17 protein-coding genes are annotated in these 17,223 nt (G+C 31.0%); 12 read left to right on the forward strand and 5 right to left on the reverse strand.

Features of this window, described 5'->3' with window-relative positions:
• Window positions 1-39: 39 nt before the first annotated feature.
• The 12 genes from C8C83_RS14270 to C8C83_RS14325 all read left to right on the forward strand — a co-directional run bounded on the left by C8C83_RS14270 (window position 40) and on the right by C8C83_RS14325 (window position 11,758).
• Window positions 40-1,128, forward strand: a complete 1,089-nt coding sequence (locus C8C83_RS14270; RefSeq protein ID WP_121329135.1) for an LptF/LptG family permease — start codon at window positions 40-42, stop codon at window positions 1,126-1,128.
• Window positions 1,115-2,002 carry a DMT family transporter gene (locus C8C83_RS14275; RefSeq protein ID WP_121329136.1) on the forward strand — a complete coding sequence of 296 codons (888 nt, stop codon included), beginning with the start codon at window positions 1,115-1,117 and terminating at the stop codon, window positions 2,000-2,002. The genes C8C83_RS14270 and C8C83_RS14275 overlap by 14 nt, the downstream gene beginning before the upstream one ends.
• Window positions 2,003-2,113: 111 nt before the next feature.
• Window positions 2,114-3,067 (forward strand): acetyl-CoA carboxylase carboxyltransferase subunit alpha, encoded by a 954-nt coding sequence (locus tag C8C83_RS14280; RefSeq protein WP_121329137.1) that lies wholly within the window; start codon window positions 2,114-2,116, stop codon window positions 3,065-3,067.
• A gap of 140 nt (window positions 3,068-3,207) precedes the next feature.
• Window positions 3,208-4,752: a replicative DNA helicase gene (dnaB, locus tag C8C83_RS14285; RefSeq protein ID WP_121329138.1), complete on the forward strand. Its 1,545-nt coding sequence runs from the start codon at window positions 3,208-3,210 to the stop codon at window positions 4,750-4,752.
• A gap of 135 nt (window positions 4,753-4,887) precedes the next feature.
• Window positions 4,888-5,274: a hypothetical protein gene (locus C8C83_RS14290; RefSeq protein WP_121329139.1), complete on the forward strand. Its 387-nt coding sequence runs from the start codon at window positions 4,888-4,890 to the stop codon at window positions 5,272-5,274.
• Window positions 5,275-5,910, forward strand: a complete 636-nt coding sequence (locus tag C8C83_RS14295) for a hypothetical protein (protein WP_121329140.1) — start codon at window positions 5,275-5,277, stop codon at window positions 5,908-5,910.
• Between the two features lie 16 nt (window positions 5,911-5,926).
• Entirely contained in the window at window positions 5,927-6,691 is a 765-nt protein-coding gene (locus tag C8C83_RS14300) for a hypothetical protein (protein WP_121329141.1), read from the forward strand.
• A gap of 126 nt (window positions 6,692-6,817) precedes the next feature.
• On the forward strand, window positions 6,818-7,558 hold the full coding sequence (locus tag C8C83_RS14305) for a hypothetical protein (RefSeq protein WP_121329142.1): 741 nt from the start codon (window positions 6,818-6,820) through the stop codon (window positions 7,556-7,558).
• A gap of 129 nt (window positions 7,559-7,687) precedes the next feature.
• On the forward strand, window positions 7,688-8,428 hold the full coding sequence (locus tag C8C83_RS14310; protein ID WP_121329143.1) for a hypothetical protein: 741 nt from the start codon (window positions 7,688-7,690) through the stop codon (window positions 8,426-8,428).
• 160 nt (window positions 8,429-8,588) lie between these two features.
• On the forward strand, window positions 8,589-9,380 hold the full coding sequence (locus C8C83_RS14315) for an ATP-binding protein (protein ID WP_121329144.1): 792 nt from the start codon (window positions 8,589-8,591) through the stop codon (window positions 9,378-9,380).
• Window positions 9,381-9,490: 110 nt separating this feature from the next.
• On the forward strand, window positions 9,491-10,156 hold the full coding sequence (locus C8C83_RS14320) for a response regulator transcription factor (RefSeq protein ID WP_121329145.1): 666 nt from the start codon (window positions 9,491-9,493) through the stop codon (window positions 10,154-10,156).
• A gap of 342 nt (window positions 10,157-10,498) precedes the next feature.
• On the forward strand, window positions 10,499-11,758 hold the full coding sequence (locus C8C83_RS14325; RefSeq protein ID WP_121329146.1) for an asparagine synthetase B: 1,260 nt from the start codon (window positions 10,499-10,501) through the stop codon (window positions 11,756-11,758).
• On the opposite strand, the gene C8C83_RS14330 is transcribed toward C8C83_RS14325, so the two are convergent.
• From C8C83_RS14330 to C8C83_RS14345, 5 genes are all read right to left on the reverse strand, one after another.
• Window positions 11,759-12,562: an endonuclease/exonuclease/phosphatase family protein gene (locus tag C8C83_RS14330; RefSeq protein WP_121329147.1), complete on the reverse strand. Its 804-nt coding sequence runs from the start codon at window positions 12,560-12,562 to the stop codon at window positions 11,759-11,761.
• 111 nt (window positions 12,563-12,673) lie between these two features.
• A complete protein-coding gene (locus tag C8C83_RS27235) occupies window positions 12,674-12,841 on the reverse strand; it encodes a hypothetical protein (protein ID WP_158598155.1) in 168 nt (55 codons plus the stop codon).
• 145 nt (window positions 12,842-12,986) lie between these two features.
• Window positions 12,987-13,655 (reverse strand): response regulator transcription factor, encoded by a 669-nt coding sequence (locus C8C83_RS14335; protein ID WP_121329149.1) that lies wholly within the window; start codon window positions 13,653-13,655, stop codon window positions 12,987-12,989.
• A gap of 12 nt (window positions 13,656-13,667) precedes the next feature.
• Window positions 13,668-15,443: a tetratricopeptide repeat-containing sensor histidine kinase gene (locus C8C83_RS14340; protein WP_121329150.1), complete on the reverse strand. Its 1,776-nt coding sequence runs from the start codon at window positions 15,441-15,443 to the stop codon at window positions 13,668-13,670.
• A gap of 2 nt (window positions 15,444-15,445) precedes the next feature.
• Complete coding sequence (locus C8C83_RS14345; RefSeq protein WP_121329151.1) at window positions 15,446-17,221, reverse strand: tetratricopeptide repeat-containing sensor histidine kinase; 1,776 nt, start codon at window positions 17,219-17,221, stop codon at window positions 15,446-15,448.
• Window positions 17,222-17,223: the final 2 nt, after the last annotated feature.

Below are 17,223 nucleotides of genomic sequence, written 5' to 3' on the forward strand. Positions count from 1 at the left end.
CGGTTAAACGATTAAACAAATAAACGATTAAACTTTACTATGCTGACGATAATAGATAAGTATATTTTAAAAAGATATTTAGCGACTTTTTCGGTGATGATATTACTATTTATTCCAATTGGAATTGTAATTGATGTCTCTGAGAAGGTTAATAAAATGCTTGAAAACAAGATTCCGTTTACTGAAATCGCGATTTACTATTATAACTTTACCGTTTATTTTGCGAATTCATTATTCCCGATTTTTTTGTTTTTATCAGTAATTTGGTTTACCTCAAAACTGGCAAATAACACGGAGATTATTGCGATTTTGAGCTCTGGAATTTCATTTACACGTTTCTTAAGACCATATATTATTGGTGCTTCAATAGTGTCAGTTTTTGTGCTTTTGATGGGATTTTTTATTGTTCCTGCTGCCAGCGAAGGTTTTAATAATTTTAGATATACGTATTTAAAAGGAGGTGGTAAAACAGAGATGATGGGGAATAATACAAATGTGTACAGGCAGCTTGATGATAACGATTTTATTTTTGTAAATAGTTTTAACGAAGAGTCTAAAACCGCTTTTAATTTTTCGTTGGAGCATTTTGAAAAAGATATATTGACTTATAAAATTACTGCAAGTCGTATTAAATGGGATCCAAAAGCGAAGACCTATATTTTATATGATTACACTAAAAGAACCATTGGAGACTTGAACGATGTAATTGAAAAAGCACCGGAAAAAAAGGTGGCTTTTAAATTTGAGTTGGCCGATTTAACTCCTGTAGTTTATATTGCAGAAACGCTTCCGCTTGGAAAATTAATTGATTTTATTGAAAAAGAACGTAAAAGAGGTTCCGGAAATATTAATACCTATTTAGTGGTACTTTATAAGAAATATAGCTTACCGGTTTCGGCTTTTATTTTGACCATTATAGCAGTGGCAGTTTCGTCAATGAAACGTCGCGGTGGTATGGGAACGAATTTGGCTATTGGAATTGCGATTGCATTTTCTTTTGTTTTCTTTGATAAAATATTCGGTACTCTTGCCGAAAAATCTACATTCTCACCTTTATTAGCCGTTTGGTTTCCAAATATTGTTTTTGGAATTCTGGCGGTTTACTTATTACGCAATGCGAAACGATAATTTAAAAAGTTATTTAAATCTACATTTAATTGTTTTTATCTGGGGTTTTACAGCCATTTTGGGCGCTTTAATTACAATTGATGCCGAAAATTTGGTTTGGTTTAGAATGCTTCTTGCTATGATTTTTTTAGGAGCATTTATTGTCTATAAAAAACAATCTTTTCAAGTTCCGATAAAAGAACTTTTTAAACTGATTTTTGTTGGTTTACTGATTGCTTTGCATTGGATATTCTTTTTTAAAGCAATTCATGTTTCTAATGTTTCAATTACACTTTCGATATTTTCTTTGGGAGCATTTTTTGCCTCTTTATTAGAGCCGCTTTTTTACGGGAGAAAAATATTATTTTATGAAGTTTTCTTCGGATTAATTATAATTGCCGGACTTGCTTTGATATTGCAAGTGGAAATTAAATATCTTACAGGTGTTTATTATGCATTGGCAGCTATTATTCTGGGTGTTTTATTTACTCTGATGAATGGTAAATTAATTTCAGATCATGAACCGTCTGTTATTACATTTTATGAATTTGGTGCAGGAGTTTTCTTTATTTCTCTTTATTTTTTAGTTCAGGGAAAATTTACTGCCGATTTTTTTACAATGTCATTAGATAACTGGATTCTATTACTCGTTTTGGCATCTGTTTGTACGGCTTATGCATTTACTGCTTCGGTAAAAGTTATGCAGAAATTAACGCCTTATACGGTGATGTTAACAACTAATTTAGAGCCTGTTTACGGAATTATTCTGGCTTATTTTATTCTTGGAGGAAAAGAAAAAATGAGCACAGAATTTTATATTGGAGCCATTATAATTGTAATTACAGTTATCTTAAATGGCGTTTTTAAACATTATAAAAATAAGAAAGAACTGTAATAGTTTACTTATTTTTAAATCACAATTTGATACTTTACTAACAATTAACTGTGCCAATGATATAATATTTTTATATTTGCGGTTCGATTTACAAACAAAATTCAAAAATCCATGGAATATTTAGATTTTGAGCTTCCAATCAAAGAACTTGAAGAACAGTTAGAAAAGTGTGTTATTATTGGAAAAGAATCTGATGTTGATGTAACACCAACCTGCAAGGAAATCAACAAAAAATTAGTAGAAACTAAGAAAGAAATATACAAAAACCTTACGGCTTGGCAACGTGTTCAATTGTCAAGACATCCAAATAGACCTTATACTTTAGATTATATCAGAGCAATTTGCGGTGAGACATTTTTAGAACTTCACGGAGACAGAAATTTTAAAGATGATAAAGCTATGGTTGGCGGACTTGGAAAAGTAAACGGACAATCGTTTATGATCATTGGTCAGCAAAAAGGTTTTAATACAAAAACACGTCAGTACCGTAACTTTGGTATGGCAAATCCTGAAGGATACCGTAAAGCTTTGCGTTTGATGAAAATGGCAGAGAAATTTGGTATTCCGGTTTTAACTTTGGTAGATACTCCGGGTGCATATCCAGGACTTGAGGCCGAAGAAAGAGGACAAGGAGAAGCTATTGCGAGAAATATTTTTGAAATGGTTCGTTTACAAGTGCCAATTATCACAATCATTGTTGGTGAAGGTGCTTCTGGTGGAGCTTTAGGAATAGGTGTTGGAGATAAAGTTTATATGTTAGAGAATACTTGGTATTCTGTAATTTCTCCAGAATCTTGTTCTTCGATTTTATGGAAAAGCTGGGAGTACAAAGAACGTGCTGCAGATGCTTTAAAATTGACTTCATCTGATATGAAAAAACAAAAATTAGTTGATGATGTTATTCCGGAACCACTAGGAGGAGCGCACTATGATCGCGAAACTACTTTTAAAACAGTTGCCGAATACATTACCAAAGGATATAATGAATTGAAAGACTTATCAACAGCCGACTTAATTGCCCAAAGAATGGACAAATACAGTAACATGGGCGAGTATAAAGAGTAAATTCTTACAAGATTGATTAAAATCCGAAGCCTTACAGTTTCGGATTTTTTTTTGGTTATGAACAAAAATCACTTATTTATAAACAATTAATAGTTATAACTCGATAGCGATCTCTTTTTAAATTTCGCTACTTTCGCCATATGGAAAATTTCAAAAATGCAAACCCTGCAAAGGTAGATAAAACCACAATTATCAGTTTAGAAAAAGGAAAATTACCGCCGCAAGTCCTTGAATTAGAGGAGGCAGTTCTTGGTGCGATGATGATTGATAAAAAAGGGGTAGATGATGTAATTGATATTTTACAGGCTGATGCTTTTTATAAAGATTCACATAAATTTATTTTTGAAGCAATTGTTCAGCTTTTTACCGAAACACAGCCAATTGACTTGCTGACCGTTTCGACCCAATTGAAAAAAAATGGAAAACTGGAATTAGCCGGTGGAGATTTTTATTTAATTCAGCTTACGCAAAAAATCGCGTCTTCAGCGCATATCGAATTCCACTCACGTATTATTCTTCAAAAATTCATTCAAAGAAGTTTGATTCGAATTTCGTCTGAAATTATCGAAGCGTCTTATGATGAAACTGCAGATGTATTTGATTTGCTGGATCAAGCCGAATCAAAATTATATGAAGTAACACAAGGAAATATTAAACGTAGTTCTGAAACTGCACAGAGTTTAGTACTTCAGGCTAAAAAGAAGATTGAAGAAATTGCTAAACAAGAAGGTTTAAGTGGTGTTGAAACTGGATTTCATAATCTTGATAAACTGACTTCAGGATGGCAACCCAGCGATTTAATTATTATCGCGGCGAGACCTGCGATGGGAAAAACGGCATTCGTACTTTCGATGGCGAGAAATATTGCTATTCAGTACGGGCATGGAGTGGCTTTGTTCTCTCTGGAGATGGCATCAGTTCAGTTAATCACGAGGCTTATTTCGTCAGAAACAGGATTATCATCAGAGAAATTACGTACTGGTAAATTAGAACCTCACGAGTGGGAAATGTTGAGTACCAAAGTAAAAAACTTAGAAAAAGCTCCTTTGTTTATTGATGATACGCCATCGCTTTCTATTTTCGATTTAAGAGCAAAATGTCGTCGTTTAGTTTCACAGCATGGTATCAAAATTATTATTATTGACTATTTGCAGTTGATGACTGCGGGAGGAAATAATAAAGGTGGAGGAAATCGTGAGCAGGAGATTTCGACAATCTCCCGAAACTTAAAGGCCTTGGCAAAAGAGCTAAACGTTCCGGTAATTGCACTTTCGCAGTTATCGCGTGCCGTTGAAACGCGTGGATCCAGTAAACGTCCTTTGCTTTCGGATCTTCGTGAATCTGGGGCGATTGAGCAGGATGCGGATATTGTATCGTTTTTATACCGACCAGAATACTACAAAATTGAAGAATGGGATGATGATGAGGCATCGCCAACTACCGGTCAGGCCGAAATTATGATCGCGAAACACCGTAATGGTGGTATTGAGAATATTCGATTGAAATTTATAGGACATCTTGGAAAGTTTGATAACCTTGATGATTTTTCAGGTAGTTATGATGATTTACCGTCAAAAATGAATCATGATGACAATCCATTTATAACTAAAAATTTACCATCAGCAAATGAAGCATTTGGAAGCAACCTGAATGATGATGATGATGATAGTGATGTTCCATTTTAACAAATTATTAAAAAGCCTTATTTTAAGGCTTTTTTTGTATTCAAATGTTAAAATTCTTAATAAAATTCTGTAGTTTAGCAATTCGATTGTCTAAACAGTCGTCTATTAACTTGTAACCAAAAACAAATTTATATTATGGCAGATGAAAACAAATTAAAAGAAGGGGATACTCAAATTTCTTTAGTAACAGCACAAGAATGGGTAAAAAATTGGAAAGACCCAAAACAAAATGAAAATAGAGTTAAGGTAGATTCGTACCTAATTCCAGTGCAAAATTTAGCGCTTGTTCTAGCTCAGGGAATTGATGCTGCAAGAGCATATGTTGGAATTAATAGTAAAGGAGCACAAACTTTAATGATTGTGGGAACAAAGTATGATCCTAAAACAGGTATTTATGTAGATATGATTCCTACTGGTAGCGGTGAAGAAGAAATACTTTCTGCAATTCCTAGTGCGATTTACGATTTTACAGAACCAAGCCCTCCAGGTAAAGCTGATCCAAGTAGTCCGCTGAATGTATAAATGCGGTCATTTTTTGTAAATGCGGGATATATTCTTTTATTGATTAATTTCTTATTATTTGTATTTGGCTTTTTTAAGAATGGAAAAGCTTATAAAATTTTTACTGTTTATTTATTTGTGATAATTGGTGTTCAGTTAAGTGCTTATATTTTTAAAGAGCTTTACAATAACAACCTCTTTTTATCGCATATTTATTTTATAGGACAGTTTATATTATTAAGCTTGTTTTATCTGGAATTAGTAAAAGGCGAATTTCAAAAGAAAGCAATAAAGATAGGTTTTGTATTAGTTCTATTGACTCTGGCGATTCAATACGGATTAAAAACTGAACTTTTTTTTAAGTTCAACTTATACGAAATCTTTATTACTTCGTTTTTGCTGATTATATATGCAACGTTTCATTTCTACAACATGTTAGATGATAAAAAAGAATTTTATTTTATTAACATGGGCGTTTTATTGTACCTCTTTGCAAGTACGATTTTATTTCTAGTTGGAAATTTAACGGTAAAATTCAGTGACAATTTCAATATGATAACATGGATGCTGAATGCAATTTTATACGTTGTTTATCAGCTGTTTGTATTGTATGAATGGAAAGTGATTTTTTTTAGTAAAAAAGCGATTAATACTTAATTAATAATCATTATTGATGAAAAAAAGAAGTTTATTAGGTGCTGCTCTGGCAGTGCTTTTAATGTTCTCTTGTCAAAAAGAGAATTCGCAGGAAAATAGTTCTTTGGTTTCAAAAACCGAACAAGAGAATTGGCAAACCGCAAAACTGGATGCTAAATTCGCAGCTTCTCAAAAACAAGTTACAGCATACTTATTTCAAACTGACGCAATGGCTAAACTGGTCGAAACACCAAATGTAGAGTACGTACAGTTTGTTTTGGGTTATAGTGACAATACTTTACAGATCAAAGTTATTGGAGTTGATAAAACCGGAAAAGAATTTGCAAGTGTTGATTCTAAGATTCTTAACGAAACTTCTGATATCAATAAATTGTCTACATTAAAAGCATCAAACAGCAAAACAAGCAAGGGAAGTGCTCTTTTAAATGATCACTTAATTTTGCCTAACGTTGCACTTGATGGTATCAATGCGTGGCAGAAAAAATTAAATACCGTGTCAGATTTAGACGAAGTACTTTCTTATGAAGGTGCCCGTTTTAAATATTATACTTTAGAAGCTGCAGTCATTGCCGATATGGTAAAAGACAAAAATAATGCAAACATTGGTTTGTTTTTAGGACTTAATCCTGTTGGAAAAGTAACTACCATTTTGATTGGATTAGATAAAAATAATTCAATTAAAAAAACTTCTTTTAATGGTAAAACAGCGAGTGTTGCAGATGTATATGATGCAACGCGTCCTTGTCCTCCTTATGGGGATCCAGTTCCTGGTAATCAATAATTAGAATATTTTAAGATTAAAACAATTAATAAATGGCTATTGGAATGAATGTTTTGATAGCCATTTTTTTTGAATATTTCAGTATAAACTGAAATGTCTATTATGTTTAACTAATAATTACTAATAATGAAAAGAACCAGTTTATTAGGTGCTGCCTTGATAGCACTTTTAATGTTCTCTTGTCAAAAAGAGAGCTCACAAGAGAATAGTTCCGTAGTTTCAAAAGTGGAGCAGGAGAATTGGCAAACGGCAAAGTTGGATGCTAAATTCGCAGCGTCTCAAAAGCAAGTTACAGCTTATTTATTTCCAACTGATCAAATGTCAAAATTGGTTGAAACGCCAAATGTAGAATTTGTTCAGTTTGTTTTGGGTTACAGTGATAATACGTTACAAATCAAAGTTATTGGAGTTGATAAAACAGGAATAGAACTGGCAAGTGTTGATTCTGAAATTCTTAAAGATGCTTCTGATACAGATAAATTGGCAGCATTAAAAACATCAATTACTAAAACAAGCAAAGGAACAACGCTTTTAAATGAGCATTTGATTTCACCTGATGTTGCTTTGGATGGTATTAATACATGGCAGAAAAAATTGTCTGCTGTTTCTGATTTAGACGAAATACTTTCTTATGAAGGCGCTCGTTTTAAACATTACAGTTTAGAAAGTGCTATTATTGTTGATATGCTTAAAAACAAAAAAAATGTAAATATTGGTTTGTTTTTAGGGCTTAATCCTGTTGGAAAAGTAACTACTTTTTTGATAGGATTAGATAAAAACAATTCAATAAAGAAAGGATCATTAACAACTAAAGAGGCTGATGCTGGTGATGTATATGACGGATTGCGTCCTTCACCACCATATTAATAGTTAAAATATTCCAGATTAACTACAATTAATAAATGGCTATTGGAATGAATGTTTTGATAGCCATTTATTTTAAATATTTCAGTGTAAACTGAATTGTCTATTATGTTTAACCAATAATTACTAATAATGAAAAGAACCAGTTTATTTGGTGCTGCCTTGATAGCACTTTTAATGTTCTCTTGTCAAAAAGAGAACTCGCAAGAGAATAGTTCCGTAGTTTCAAAAGTGGAGCAGGAGAATTGGCAAACGGCAAAGTTGGATGCTAAATTCGCAGCTTCTCAAAAACAAGTTACAGCTTATTTATTTCCAACAGATCAAATGTCAAAATTGGTTGAAACGCCAAATGTAGAATTTGTTCAGTTTGTTTTGGGTTACAGTGATAATACTTTACAAATCAAAGTTATTGGAGTTGATAAAACAGGAATAGAACTGGCAAGCGTTGATTCTGAAATTCTTAAAGATGCTTCTGATACAGGTAAATTGGCAGCATTAAAAACATCAATTGGTAAAACAAGCAAAGGAACAGCACTTTTAAATGAGCATTTGATTTCACATGATGTTGCTTTGGATGGGATTAATACATGGCAGAAAAAATTGTCTGCTGTTTCTGATTTAGACGAAATACTTTCTTATGAAGGCGCTCGTTTTAAACATTACAGCTTAGAAAGTGCTATTATTGCTGATATGCTTAAAAACAAAAAAAATGTAAATATTGGTTTGTTTTTAGGGCTTAATCCTGTTGGAAAAGTAACTACTTTTTTGATTGGGCTTGATAAAAACAATGCGATTAAAAACTCTTCTGTTACAGCTAAAGAAGCTGATGCTGGAGATGTATATGACGGAGCACGTCCTTCACCACCATTTTGAGTAATTAGAATTTACAATTAATAATCTCTGTCAAAATTTATGTTTTGACAGAGATTTGTTTTTATCCTGGAATGTTTTAAAGTAAGAATTAGATTAAATGCAATATATTTGATTTTGTAATTGATGAATAATAATATTAAAAATAAAGCTTCCCGATTGTATGAGTCCAAAAGTAATTCCAGAATCCGAAATCGTAGCAACTGTAATATTTAGTTGTGTTTCCTTTTTATTGATGGGACTTGTTTTGGTCTTGTTTTTCTATTTCTCCAGAAAGAAAATTGTCCAAAAAGAAATTGAGAATAAGAACTTAGAAATCCAATATCAAAAAGATCAATTGTATGCGATTATTGTGACTCAGGAAGAAGAGCGTAAAAGGATTGCTCAGGATTTACATGATGATATTAGTTCTAAACTTAATATTGTTTCGCTAAACAGTCATTTACTTACTGCACCAGATCTAACAGAAGCTGAAACATTGGAAATTACCGGAAATATAATTGCATTGACAACCAAAGCACTTGAAAATTCGAGAAAAATAGCCCATAATTTATTACCGCCAGTTTTTGAAAAATTCGGGTTGAATGCGGGTGTTGAAGAATTGTGCGAAGAATTTGAAAGTAGTAAAGCAATTAAAACTTATTATAAAAATGAAATTGATTTTGAAGAGGAAGACATTGACCGTCATTTGCACATTTTCAGAATTTTACAGGAATTAATGAATAATTCATTGCGTCATGGAAAAGCAACCGAAATTTGGATTGCTTTTAAAAATATAAACGGAATTGATACCTGTAATTATGAAGATAATGGAGTAGGTTTTGACAGCAAAAGTATTGAAAATCAAAAAGGTTTAGGCATGAAGAATATTGATAGCCGTATTTCGTTTTTAAACGGAACAATCAAAATAAACTCTGAAGTTGGTAAAGGAATAAGTGTAATTTTTACTTTTTAACTTAAAATTGAATAATAAATAGGTTTTTCACATAATATAATGAGGGATTACGTATTTGTTTGGTTCATATTTTGTAATTTCGGCAGACCAAACGACCAAAAATAAAAAAAATGAGTGCCGCTATTAAAATTGCTTTAGTCGATGACGAAGTTTTGTTCCGTAAAGGGATTTCTTTTTTGTTGCAAAGAGAAGATAATATCGAGATCGTTTTTGAAGCCTCAAATGGCGAAGATCTTATTTCTCAATTACAAGAGATCGAAACAAAACCGGATATAATCATAATGGATTTAAAAATGCCAGTATTAAATGGTGTTGAAGCAACAAAAATAATTAGAAAATTATTTCCCGAAATTAAAATAGTTGCTTTAACCAGTTATGATACAAAGTCATTTATTGCCAATATGATTCAGGTTGGCGCTGTTGCATATTTGATAAAAAATACAACACCAAAAGATTTAATCAGAACTATTAATGAAGTCCATAGAAAAGGATTTCATTATAATGAAAATGTTTTAAGAACAATACAAGAGACAATAGTTTCGTCTAAAAATACAAAAGGTAATTTAGAAACTAGTTTTCTTTCGCCACGCGAAATAGAAATTCTACAACTTATTTGTCAGCAAAAAACAACTTCAGAAATTGCTGAACATCTTTATTTAAGCCCACGAACCGTTGAAGGGCATCGCAATAATTTATTACTTAAAACAGAATCTAGAAACATAGCTGGTTTAGTAGTATATGCAATTCAAAACGAAATTGCAGATCTCACACTTTAATTTAGCTGGCTAGAAATTGTATTGATAAAACATAATATAAAATAATTGTCAGTACTAGTAAACATAGGCCAATTTTCTGCATTGCATTTAATCCCTTTGGTTGGTTATTACTATCATTAAACTTCATTGGTTTGGTTTTTTTTCATTGATTAGTTTGATGATCCGGGATAGCAAATTTAGTTAGAAATAGTTTTACCGGTCCACGTGTTTTTACCTGTTTTTGCAAGTTAATCAAGGCATTATTTATTTGATTTCGTATTTAACGTTTGAACTTGCTATAAAACTAGAGTTCTATTGTGTTTTTTGGCGCTTCCTTTATATCTTTACTAAAATAATTTTCTAATGAATAAGAGTTTAGTTTATATTTTCATATTTCTATTTTCATTTACGGCAAAAGCTTCGTTTATTTTGTTACCAATGGACGAGACAACTCAGCAAAATCATTTAAAAGCATATGGAATTACTTATTGGTGTTTAAGTAAAGATTATAAAGCAAGTTGGCTGCTCAATTATAGAGGAGGTTCATTTTTACTGCCTGATGTTGCCGAAATTAGAAAAGAATGTCAGATTCGTGGTGTTAGTTTTGAGGTTCTTTCAGATAGTGAAGAAGCTTCAATTCTGGAAGAAATATCAAGTCCATCACAAAATATGGAATCTGTTATTCTCGAAAAAGCTCCTAAAATTGCAGTTTATACTCCTAAAGGAAAGCAACCTTGGGATGATGCAGTGACATTAGTTTTGACATATGCCGAAATTCCTTTTACACCAATCTATGACGAAGAAGTTTTAACCGATCAATTATTGCTTTATGATTGGCTGCATTTACATCACGAAGATTTTACGGGACAATACGGAAAATTTTATGCAGCTTACAAAAATACGCCTTGGTACATTGATCAAAAGAAGGATGCCGAAGCTCTGGCAACAAAACTAGGTTATGCCAAAGTCTCACAAGAAAAAGGTGCTGTTGCAAAAAAAATTAGAGATTTTGTAATAGGTGGAGGTTTTATGTTTGCTATGTGTTCAGCAACAGATAGTTTTGATATTGCGTTAGCTGCCGATGGAGTTGATATATGTGAAGCTATGTTTGATGGTGATGCCAGTGATTCAAATTACCAATCGAAGTTAAATTATTCAAATTCATTTGCTTTCAAAGATTTTGTTTTAGAAAGAAGACCTGAAGTTTATGAATTCTCAGATATTGACATGACCACAAAGCGAAGAATTCCCGTTGAAAAAGATTATTTTACACTAATGGAATTTTCGGCAAAATGGGATCCAATTCCAAGTATGTTGTGCCAGAATCATACACAATTAGTTAAAGGTTTTATGGGACAAACAACTTCATTTGATTCCTCATTAATAAAATCGAATGTTTTGGTTATGGGTACTTGCGAACTAAATGGCGAGTCGAGATATATTCATGGTGAAAAAGGAAAAGGAATGTTTACTTTTTTTGGAGGCCATGATCCTGAAGATTTTCAACATCAGGTTGGAGATCCGCCAACAGTTTTAGATTTGCATCCAAATTCTCCGGGTTACAGATTGATTCTTAACAATGTTTTGTTTCCGGCTGCAAGAAAGAAAAAGTTGAAAACATAGTTAATTTAGAGAAAATTCAAACCATATAGGAATATGATCTGATATTTTTCTGGCTTCTTTTAAGGAAAGAAATTTTTTATGAAATGAAATTATACCTGAATTAATATATTTTGTAGACTGAGATTTATAGAATATGTTATCAAATTCAGAAGCTAAACAATTATCAGCGATACATTTTTGTTTTAAAGTGGTTTTTTGATTCTGTAAAGAAGAATTATATCCCATTTTTTTTAAAGGATTAAAAACAGTATGTGATTGGGGACAATTAAAATCTCCAAGAAATACTAAATTTAAATCCGGGTATTCTGCGGGTAAAAACTTAAAATATTTAATTTCTGTTTCGGGTTGTTTGCTTTTAGTAATAGCATGAAAACTGACCAGTGTTATGGTTCTTTTGTCAATTTCGAAAGTGGCAAAATAAGGTTCCCGATCAATTTCTTCATGATATTTTTTTTCGAGCCAGGTATTTCCTTTTAGTTTTATTTTGGAAGTTTTCCAGATAAAAGCATAACGCTCTCTTTTGTAACTACTGCTACTAGTTGGGTCGCTAATGCGATAATCCCATTTAGCACCTTTTTCATTTAGAATTTCTGTGAGTTTTGCAACTGCCTGAGCGCCGCCATAACCGGCAACAACTTCTTGAATTGCAATAATGTCATAGTTATTTATGGTATTGGCTATAAAATTTAATTCAGATTCAGATTTTGATTTACCAAAGTTTTCTAAATTCCAGGAAAGAATTTTAGTTTGTGAAAAAGAGAAGAAATAAAAAAATAAAAGAATAAAGCTAAGAGTATTTTTCATGCAGAATTTTAAAGAATCAAATATAAGCATTTCAAAATTTGGCAATAATTTCTTTTATTCTAATTGTATGATTTTTTTAGAATCAACAATTGAGAAAGATTGAAAATAGCTTTATTCTTTTCTGTATCTGTTTTTTAAAGCAGTTGTAATAATTATAATTTGTAAAACAAGAAGGGCCGGAATAAATATCATTTTCCAATCTACTTCGATCCATCCTGTTTTTTCTGAAATGAAAGCAAAACTCATTGATAGTAAAATACAAAGAATCATAGTTTTCATAATAATTTTATTTTTAGTGGTATTAATTTTGGAGACCAAATTAATTCTATATCTTGGTTTCATTTGGCTAGTTATATAGATTATGTGCAAATCTATAGTTATATTAGAGTATTTCCTTACGGGAATCCGTAAAGGGCAATAAAATTTAAACTAAACCAAAATCTTTAGCAATTGCAATTAAATGAACATTGTTATTTGCCTTGAAATATATTTTTAGTTTATTGATCCTTTTCTCGATACTACTTGTTCCATTTGGAGTTATGCAAGAGGCTTTAAATTCATTTGAAATATGCTCTAAAATATACCCTTGTGCTAAAAGTTGTAAGATTGAGATGTCATATGATTCAATTTCGATAAGAGCTTTATCATTAAAACTAAAAGATAAATCAGAAGAAAGTATTTTTTCTTCATTTCTAAAAGTTCCTTCAATTGCATTTCTTAGTTCTTCAATACTATTTCTTCCTTTCGAAACATAAGCATTAATTCCCAAATCATTAAAAAGCGACTTTATTCGATAAGATTTGTCTTCAATAGAGAAAATTATTTTTTTTAATTTTGGCTGAACAGTGTTTACAGCTTTTATTAAATCTTCACCATTAGTAAGAGTCGTCTTTCTATGATCTGTTTTAAAAGACAAATCACTTATAAGTAAATCGTATGGTTCATTGTCTAATAATGCTTTTTTTACTTTTAATAAGCCATCGTCACAATACTTCACATGATGAATTGTTGGGATTTTAAGGTCTTCAAGTACTTGTATAACGGCTATACTTATACTATCTAAATCTTCGGCAACTAAAACTTTTTTGAACATATTATATTTTGTTTAAATGGGTAAAGTGAAACTTAACTTAAAGCCTTTTTCATAATCAGGGTCAAAAATAATAGTTCCATTTATAGTTTTAATACGGTTTTCCACATTTTGTAGTCCATTTTTTAAAATTAGATCATTTTTATTGACTCCAATGCCGTTATCATTGTAAGTAACGACTATATTTTTTTCTATTATTTTAAAGGTAATACTTATTAATGTTGCCTGACTATGCTTTTTCATATTTAGAAACAGTTCTTGTAAAACCCGATAAAGGACTATTTTTTTGTTTTTCTCGATTTTGCTCCACAAAACTGAATCAAAACCATTTAGTAAAATATTATTTTTAGGTGTTTTAAAGCCGGCAATCATTTCTTTTAATGCTGCAGGATAATTTTCATTTGTTGTTATTTTACTGTTTTCTTTCGATATGTTTCTTGCTCTTAAGTATATATTCTCTAAATTGGTTAAGAGATGTTCTTTGTTTTCAGTTAATTTCAGATCTCTATTTTCTGCAAAAGCCATAGTTTGATAAACATCATTAGCGAGTTCATCATGTAACTTTTGTGATATTCGTAATTCACTTTTAAAAACAGCATCGTCTTTTTCTTTTTTTACTTTTTCTTTTAAGTGGAAATAAAGAAACGCCACAAGCCCAAGGATAAATGCAATTATAATGTAAGCAATAATAATTCGTTTTTTTTGTCTTTCTAATTGAAGCTTATTTTCAGCTTTCTGATCCTTAAGTTTTAGATTTTCTTCTTTGTCTTTTTTAGAAGTATACTTGATATTTGTGAACTGATTTTTTGCAGTTTGTTTTGCAATACTAACGCTATCAACAAGTCTTAAATAAGATAATGAATGTCGTTTTAAATCAGCACCTTCGCTGCGTTTGATTAGTAATCCTAATGCTCCAATTTCATCTGTGGCATTATTTAATTTTGACGCATGATTATAAGCTTTTTGGGCATATTCTCTCGATAAATTTGGATTAGTTTTTTCAAAATACATCGAAAGATATGAATACGTTGTCACCAATCCTTCCTGAGTTTCTGGTTTTAATCTGATCTTTAATGCTTCGTAAAAATAGTTTAATGCTTTTTTTTGATTTCCCAGTTTATAGTAACAAAAGCCTAAATTATTTATTACGAAAGAGTAATTATTATGATTAATAGCGTCATATTTTGAAATATTTTTTTGTGAAGCCAGAATATTAAAGATATCCATGGCCTCTTTATATTTCTCTTGATTCATATAAACAGCCGCTAAATTATTTAAAGCGATATATTTTCTCCATGCGCTAGTTTTCAGGTTTATAGCTTTTTTGAAGTATATAATAGCATTGGAGCTGTCATAATTATCGGTGTAGTTAATGCCTAATAAATTATATACTATCCATGAGTATCTGGGATTTTTGATATGTTTTAAATAAGGTAGTGCTTCTGTCGCATTTGCTTCGCTGGCAATATAATTTCCTTGTTGCAATTGAAGCTCAGCAATACAAGATAAAGCATATACATAATCGATAGCATTTTTATTAGGATCACAGAGTTTTTTAGCTTTAGTGAAAACGTAAATCGCGCTGTCTTTTTTATTGGTATCAAAATATACATCTGCAATATCTGATAGTCTTTTTATTTCGGCACTATTATCTTTTGATATTGGTTTTACTGGATTTTCATTTTTATACGATTGATATAATAACAAAGAGCCTCCTAATAATAGAAATTGTATTATTAAAAGATATTTTAAGATTGTTTTATTGGGAATGAAACTTAATTGCTTTTTCATGATCAGATAGGGAATTTAATAAAAACTTTAAATCCCTTTTCTGGCGCAGAATCAATATCGATTATTCCTTTAATTGCCAAGATTCTATTTTCAATATTATGCAGTCCATTTTTAAATGTTATGTTATTAAAATCAATACCTTTTCCGTTATCCGTATAAGTTATTACAGCATTATTATTAGTCTTTTTAAAGCTAATACCAATCAAAGTTGCATTACTGTGTTTTTTCATGTTTACAAGTAATTCTTGCAATACCCTATAAATAGTTACCTTTTTAGTGTTTTCAACTTCGTTCCATGAAATACTTTCCAGACCATTCAAAAGTATATTGATATTAGAAGTGTCAAAACTTGAAATCATTTCTTTTAAGGCAATATTATAATTCCCGTTGGTTACAATTGTGCTGTTTTCTTTTGAAATATCTCTCGTTCGAGAGTATATTATATCGAGTTTTTTTAATAGTTTATCTTTATTTTCTCTAAGTTCAAGATCTTTCTCATTAGCAAAAGACAGTGTTTGATAAACATCATTTGCCAGTTCATCATGAAGTTTTTTAGATATTTGCATTTCGCTGTTATGAACAGCTTCATTTTTTTCTTTTCTTGATTTGTAGGTTAAGTAAAAATAAAGAAATGTAAGTAGTGCAAGTATGAGTAATATTATGACATATAGAATTATGTTCCTTTTCTTCTCTCTCTCTATTTCTAATTCATTTTCTACTTTTTGAACTTTAAGTTGTAGGTTTTCAGTTTTATCTTTTTTGGAAGTATACCTCATATTAGAAAACTGATTCTTTGCTTTTTGCCTCGCTACATTAGTACTGTCGGAGATTTTGATATAATTTAATGTGTATTTTTTCAAGTCACTTCCTTTGCTATTTTTAATTAGTAAGGTTAACGAGGCCGTCATCCCGCGTATATCGTTTATTCTTGATGCTTCTTCATATGCTTTTTCTGCGTAAGTTTTCGCTAATTTAGTGTTGGTTTTTTCGTAAAAATCAGAAAGATGTTGGTAACTTGTAATTAATATGTTTTCGGGCGGAAGTTTTAGTCTAATTTCTAAAGCGTCGTGAAGGTAAATTGATGCTTTTTTAGAGTCTCCCAATTTATAGTAGCAGTAACCTAGATTATCTATTACATAAGCATAGATGCTTTTGTTTATATCTTTGTCTACTGATGTTTTTTGTTGAGTTGCCAGTATTTCGAGAATCTTCTTTGCTTTTTTATATTTAAATTGGTTCATGTAAACAGCGGCTAAGTTATTTATAGCCATATACTTTCTCCATGTTGTTGTTTTTAACGCTATGGCTTTTTTAAAGTATAAAGTTGCATCGATATAATCATAAGTATTCGTGTAGTTTATTGCCAATATATTATAGACCAACCATGAATATCTAGGGTTTTTGATATGTTTTAAATAAGGTAAAGTTTCTGTTGCATTTGCTTCACTGGTAATAAAATCGCCTTGATAATTTTTAATTTCGGCCATGCTATATACTGCATAAACATAATCGATAGTATTTGTTTTAGGATTACAAAGTGTTTTGACTTTGTTGAAATAAACATAAGATCTTTCTAAATTGTTTGACTCAAATAAAACATCTGCAATATCTGTAAGTCTTTTTATTTCGGTGTTATTATCTTTTTTTATCGGTTTTGCTGGATCTTCATTATTATAAGATCGAAATAAAACTATAGAACTTCCTAATAATAGAAATTGTATTAGTATAAGATGCCTTAAGATTGTTTTGTTCGGAATGAAATGTACTTGTCTTTTCATGA

It is taken from the genome of Flavobacterium sp. 90 (assembly GCF_004339525.1).
Taxonomy (GTDB): domain Bacteria; phylum Bacteroidota; class Bacteroidia; order Flavobacteriales; family Flavobacteriaceae; genus Flavobacterium.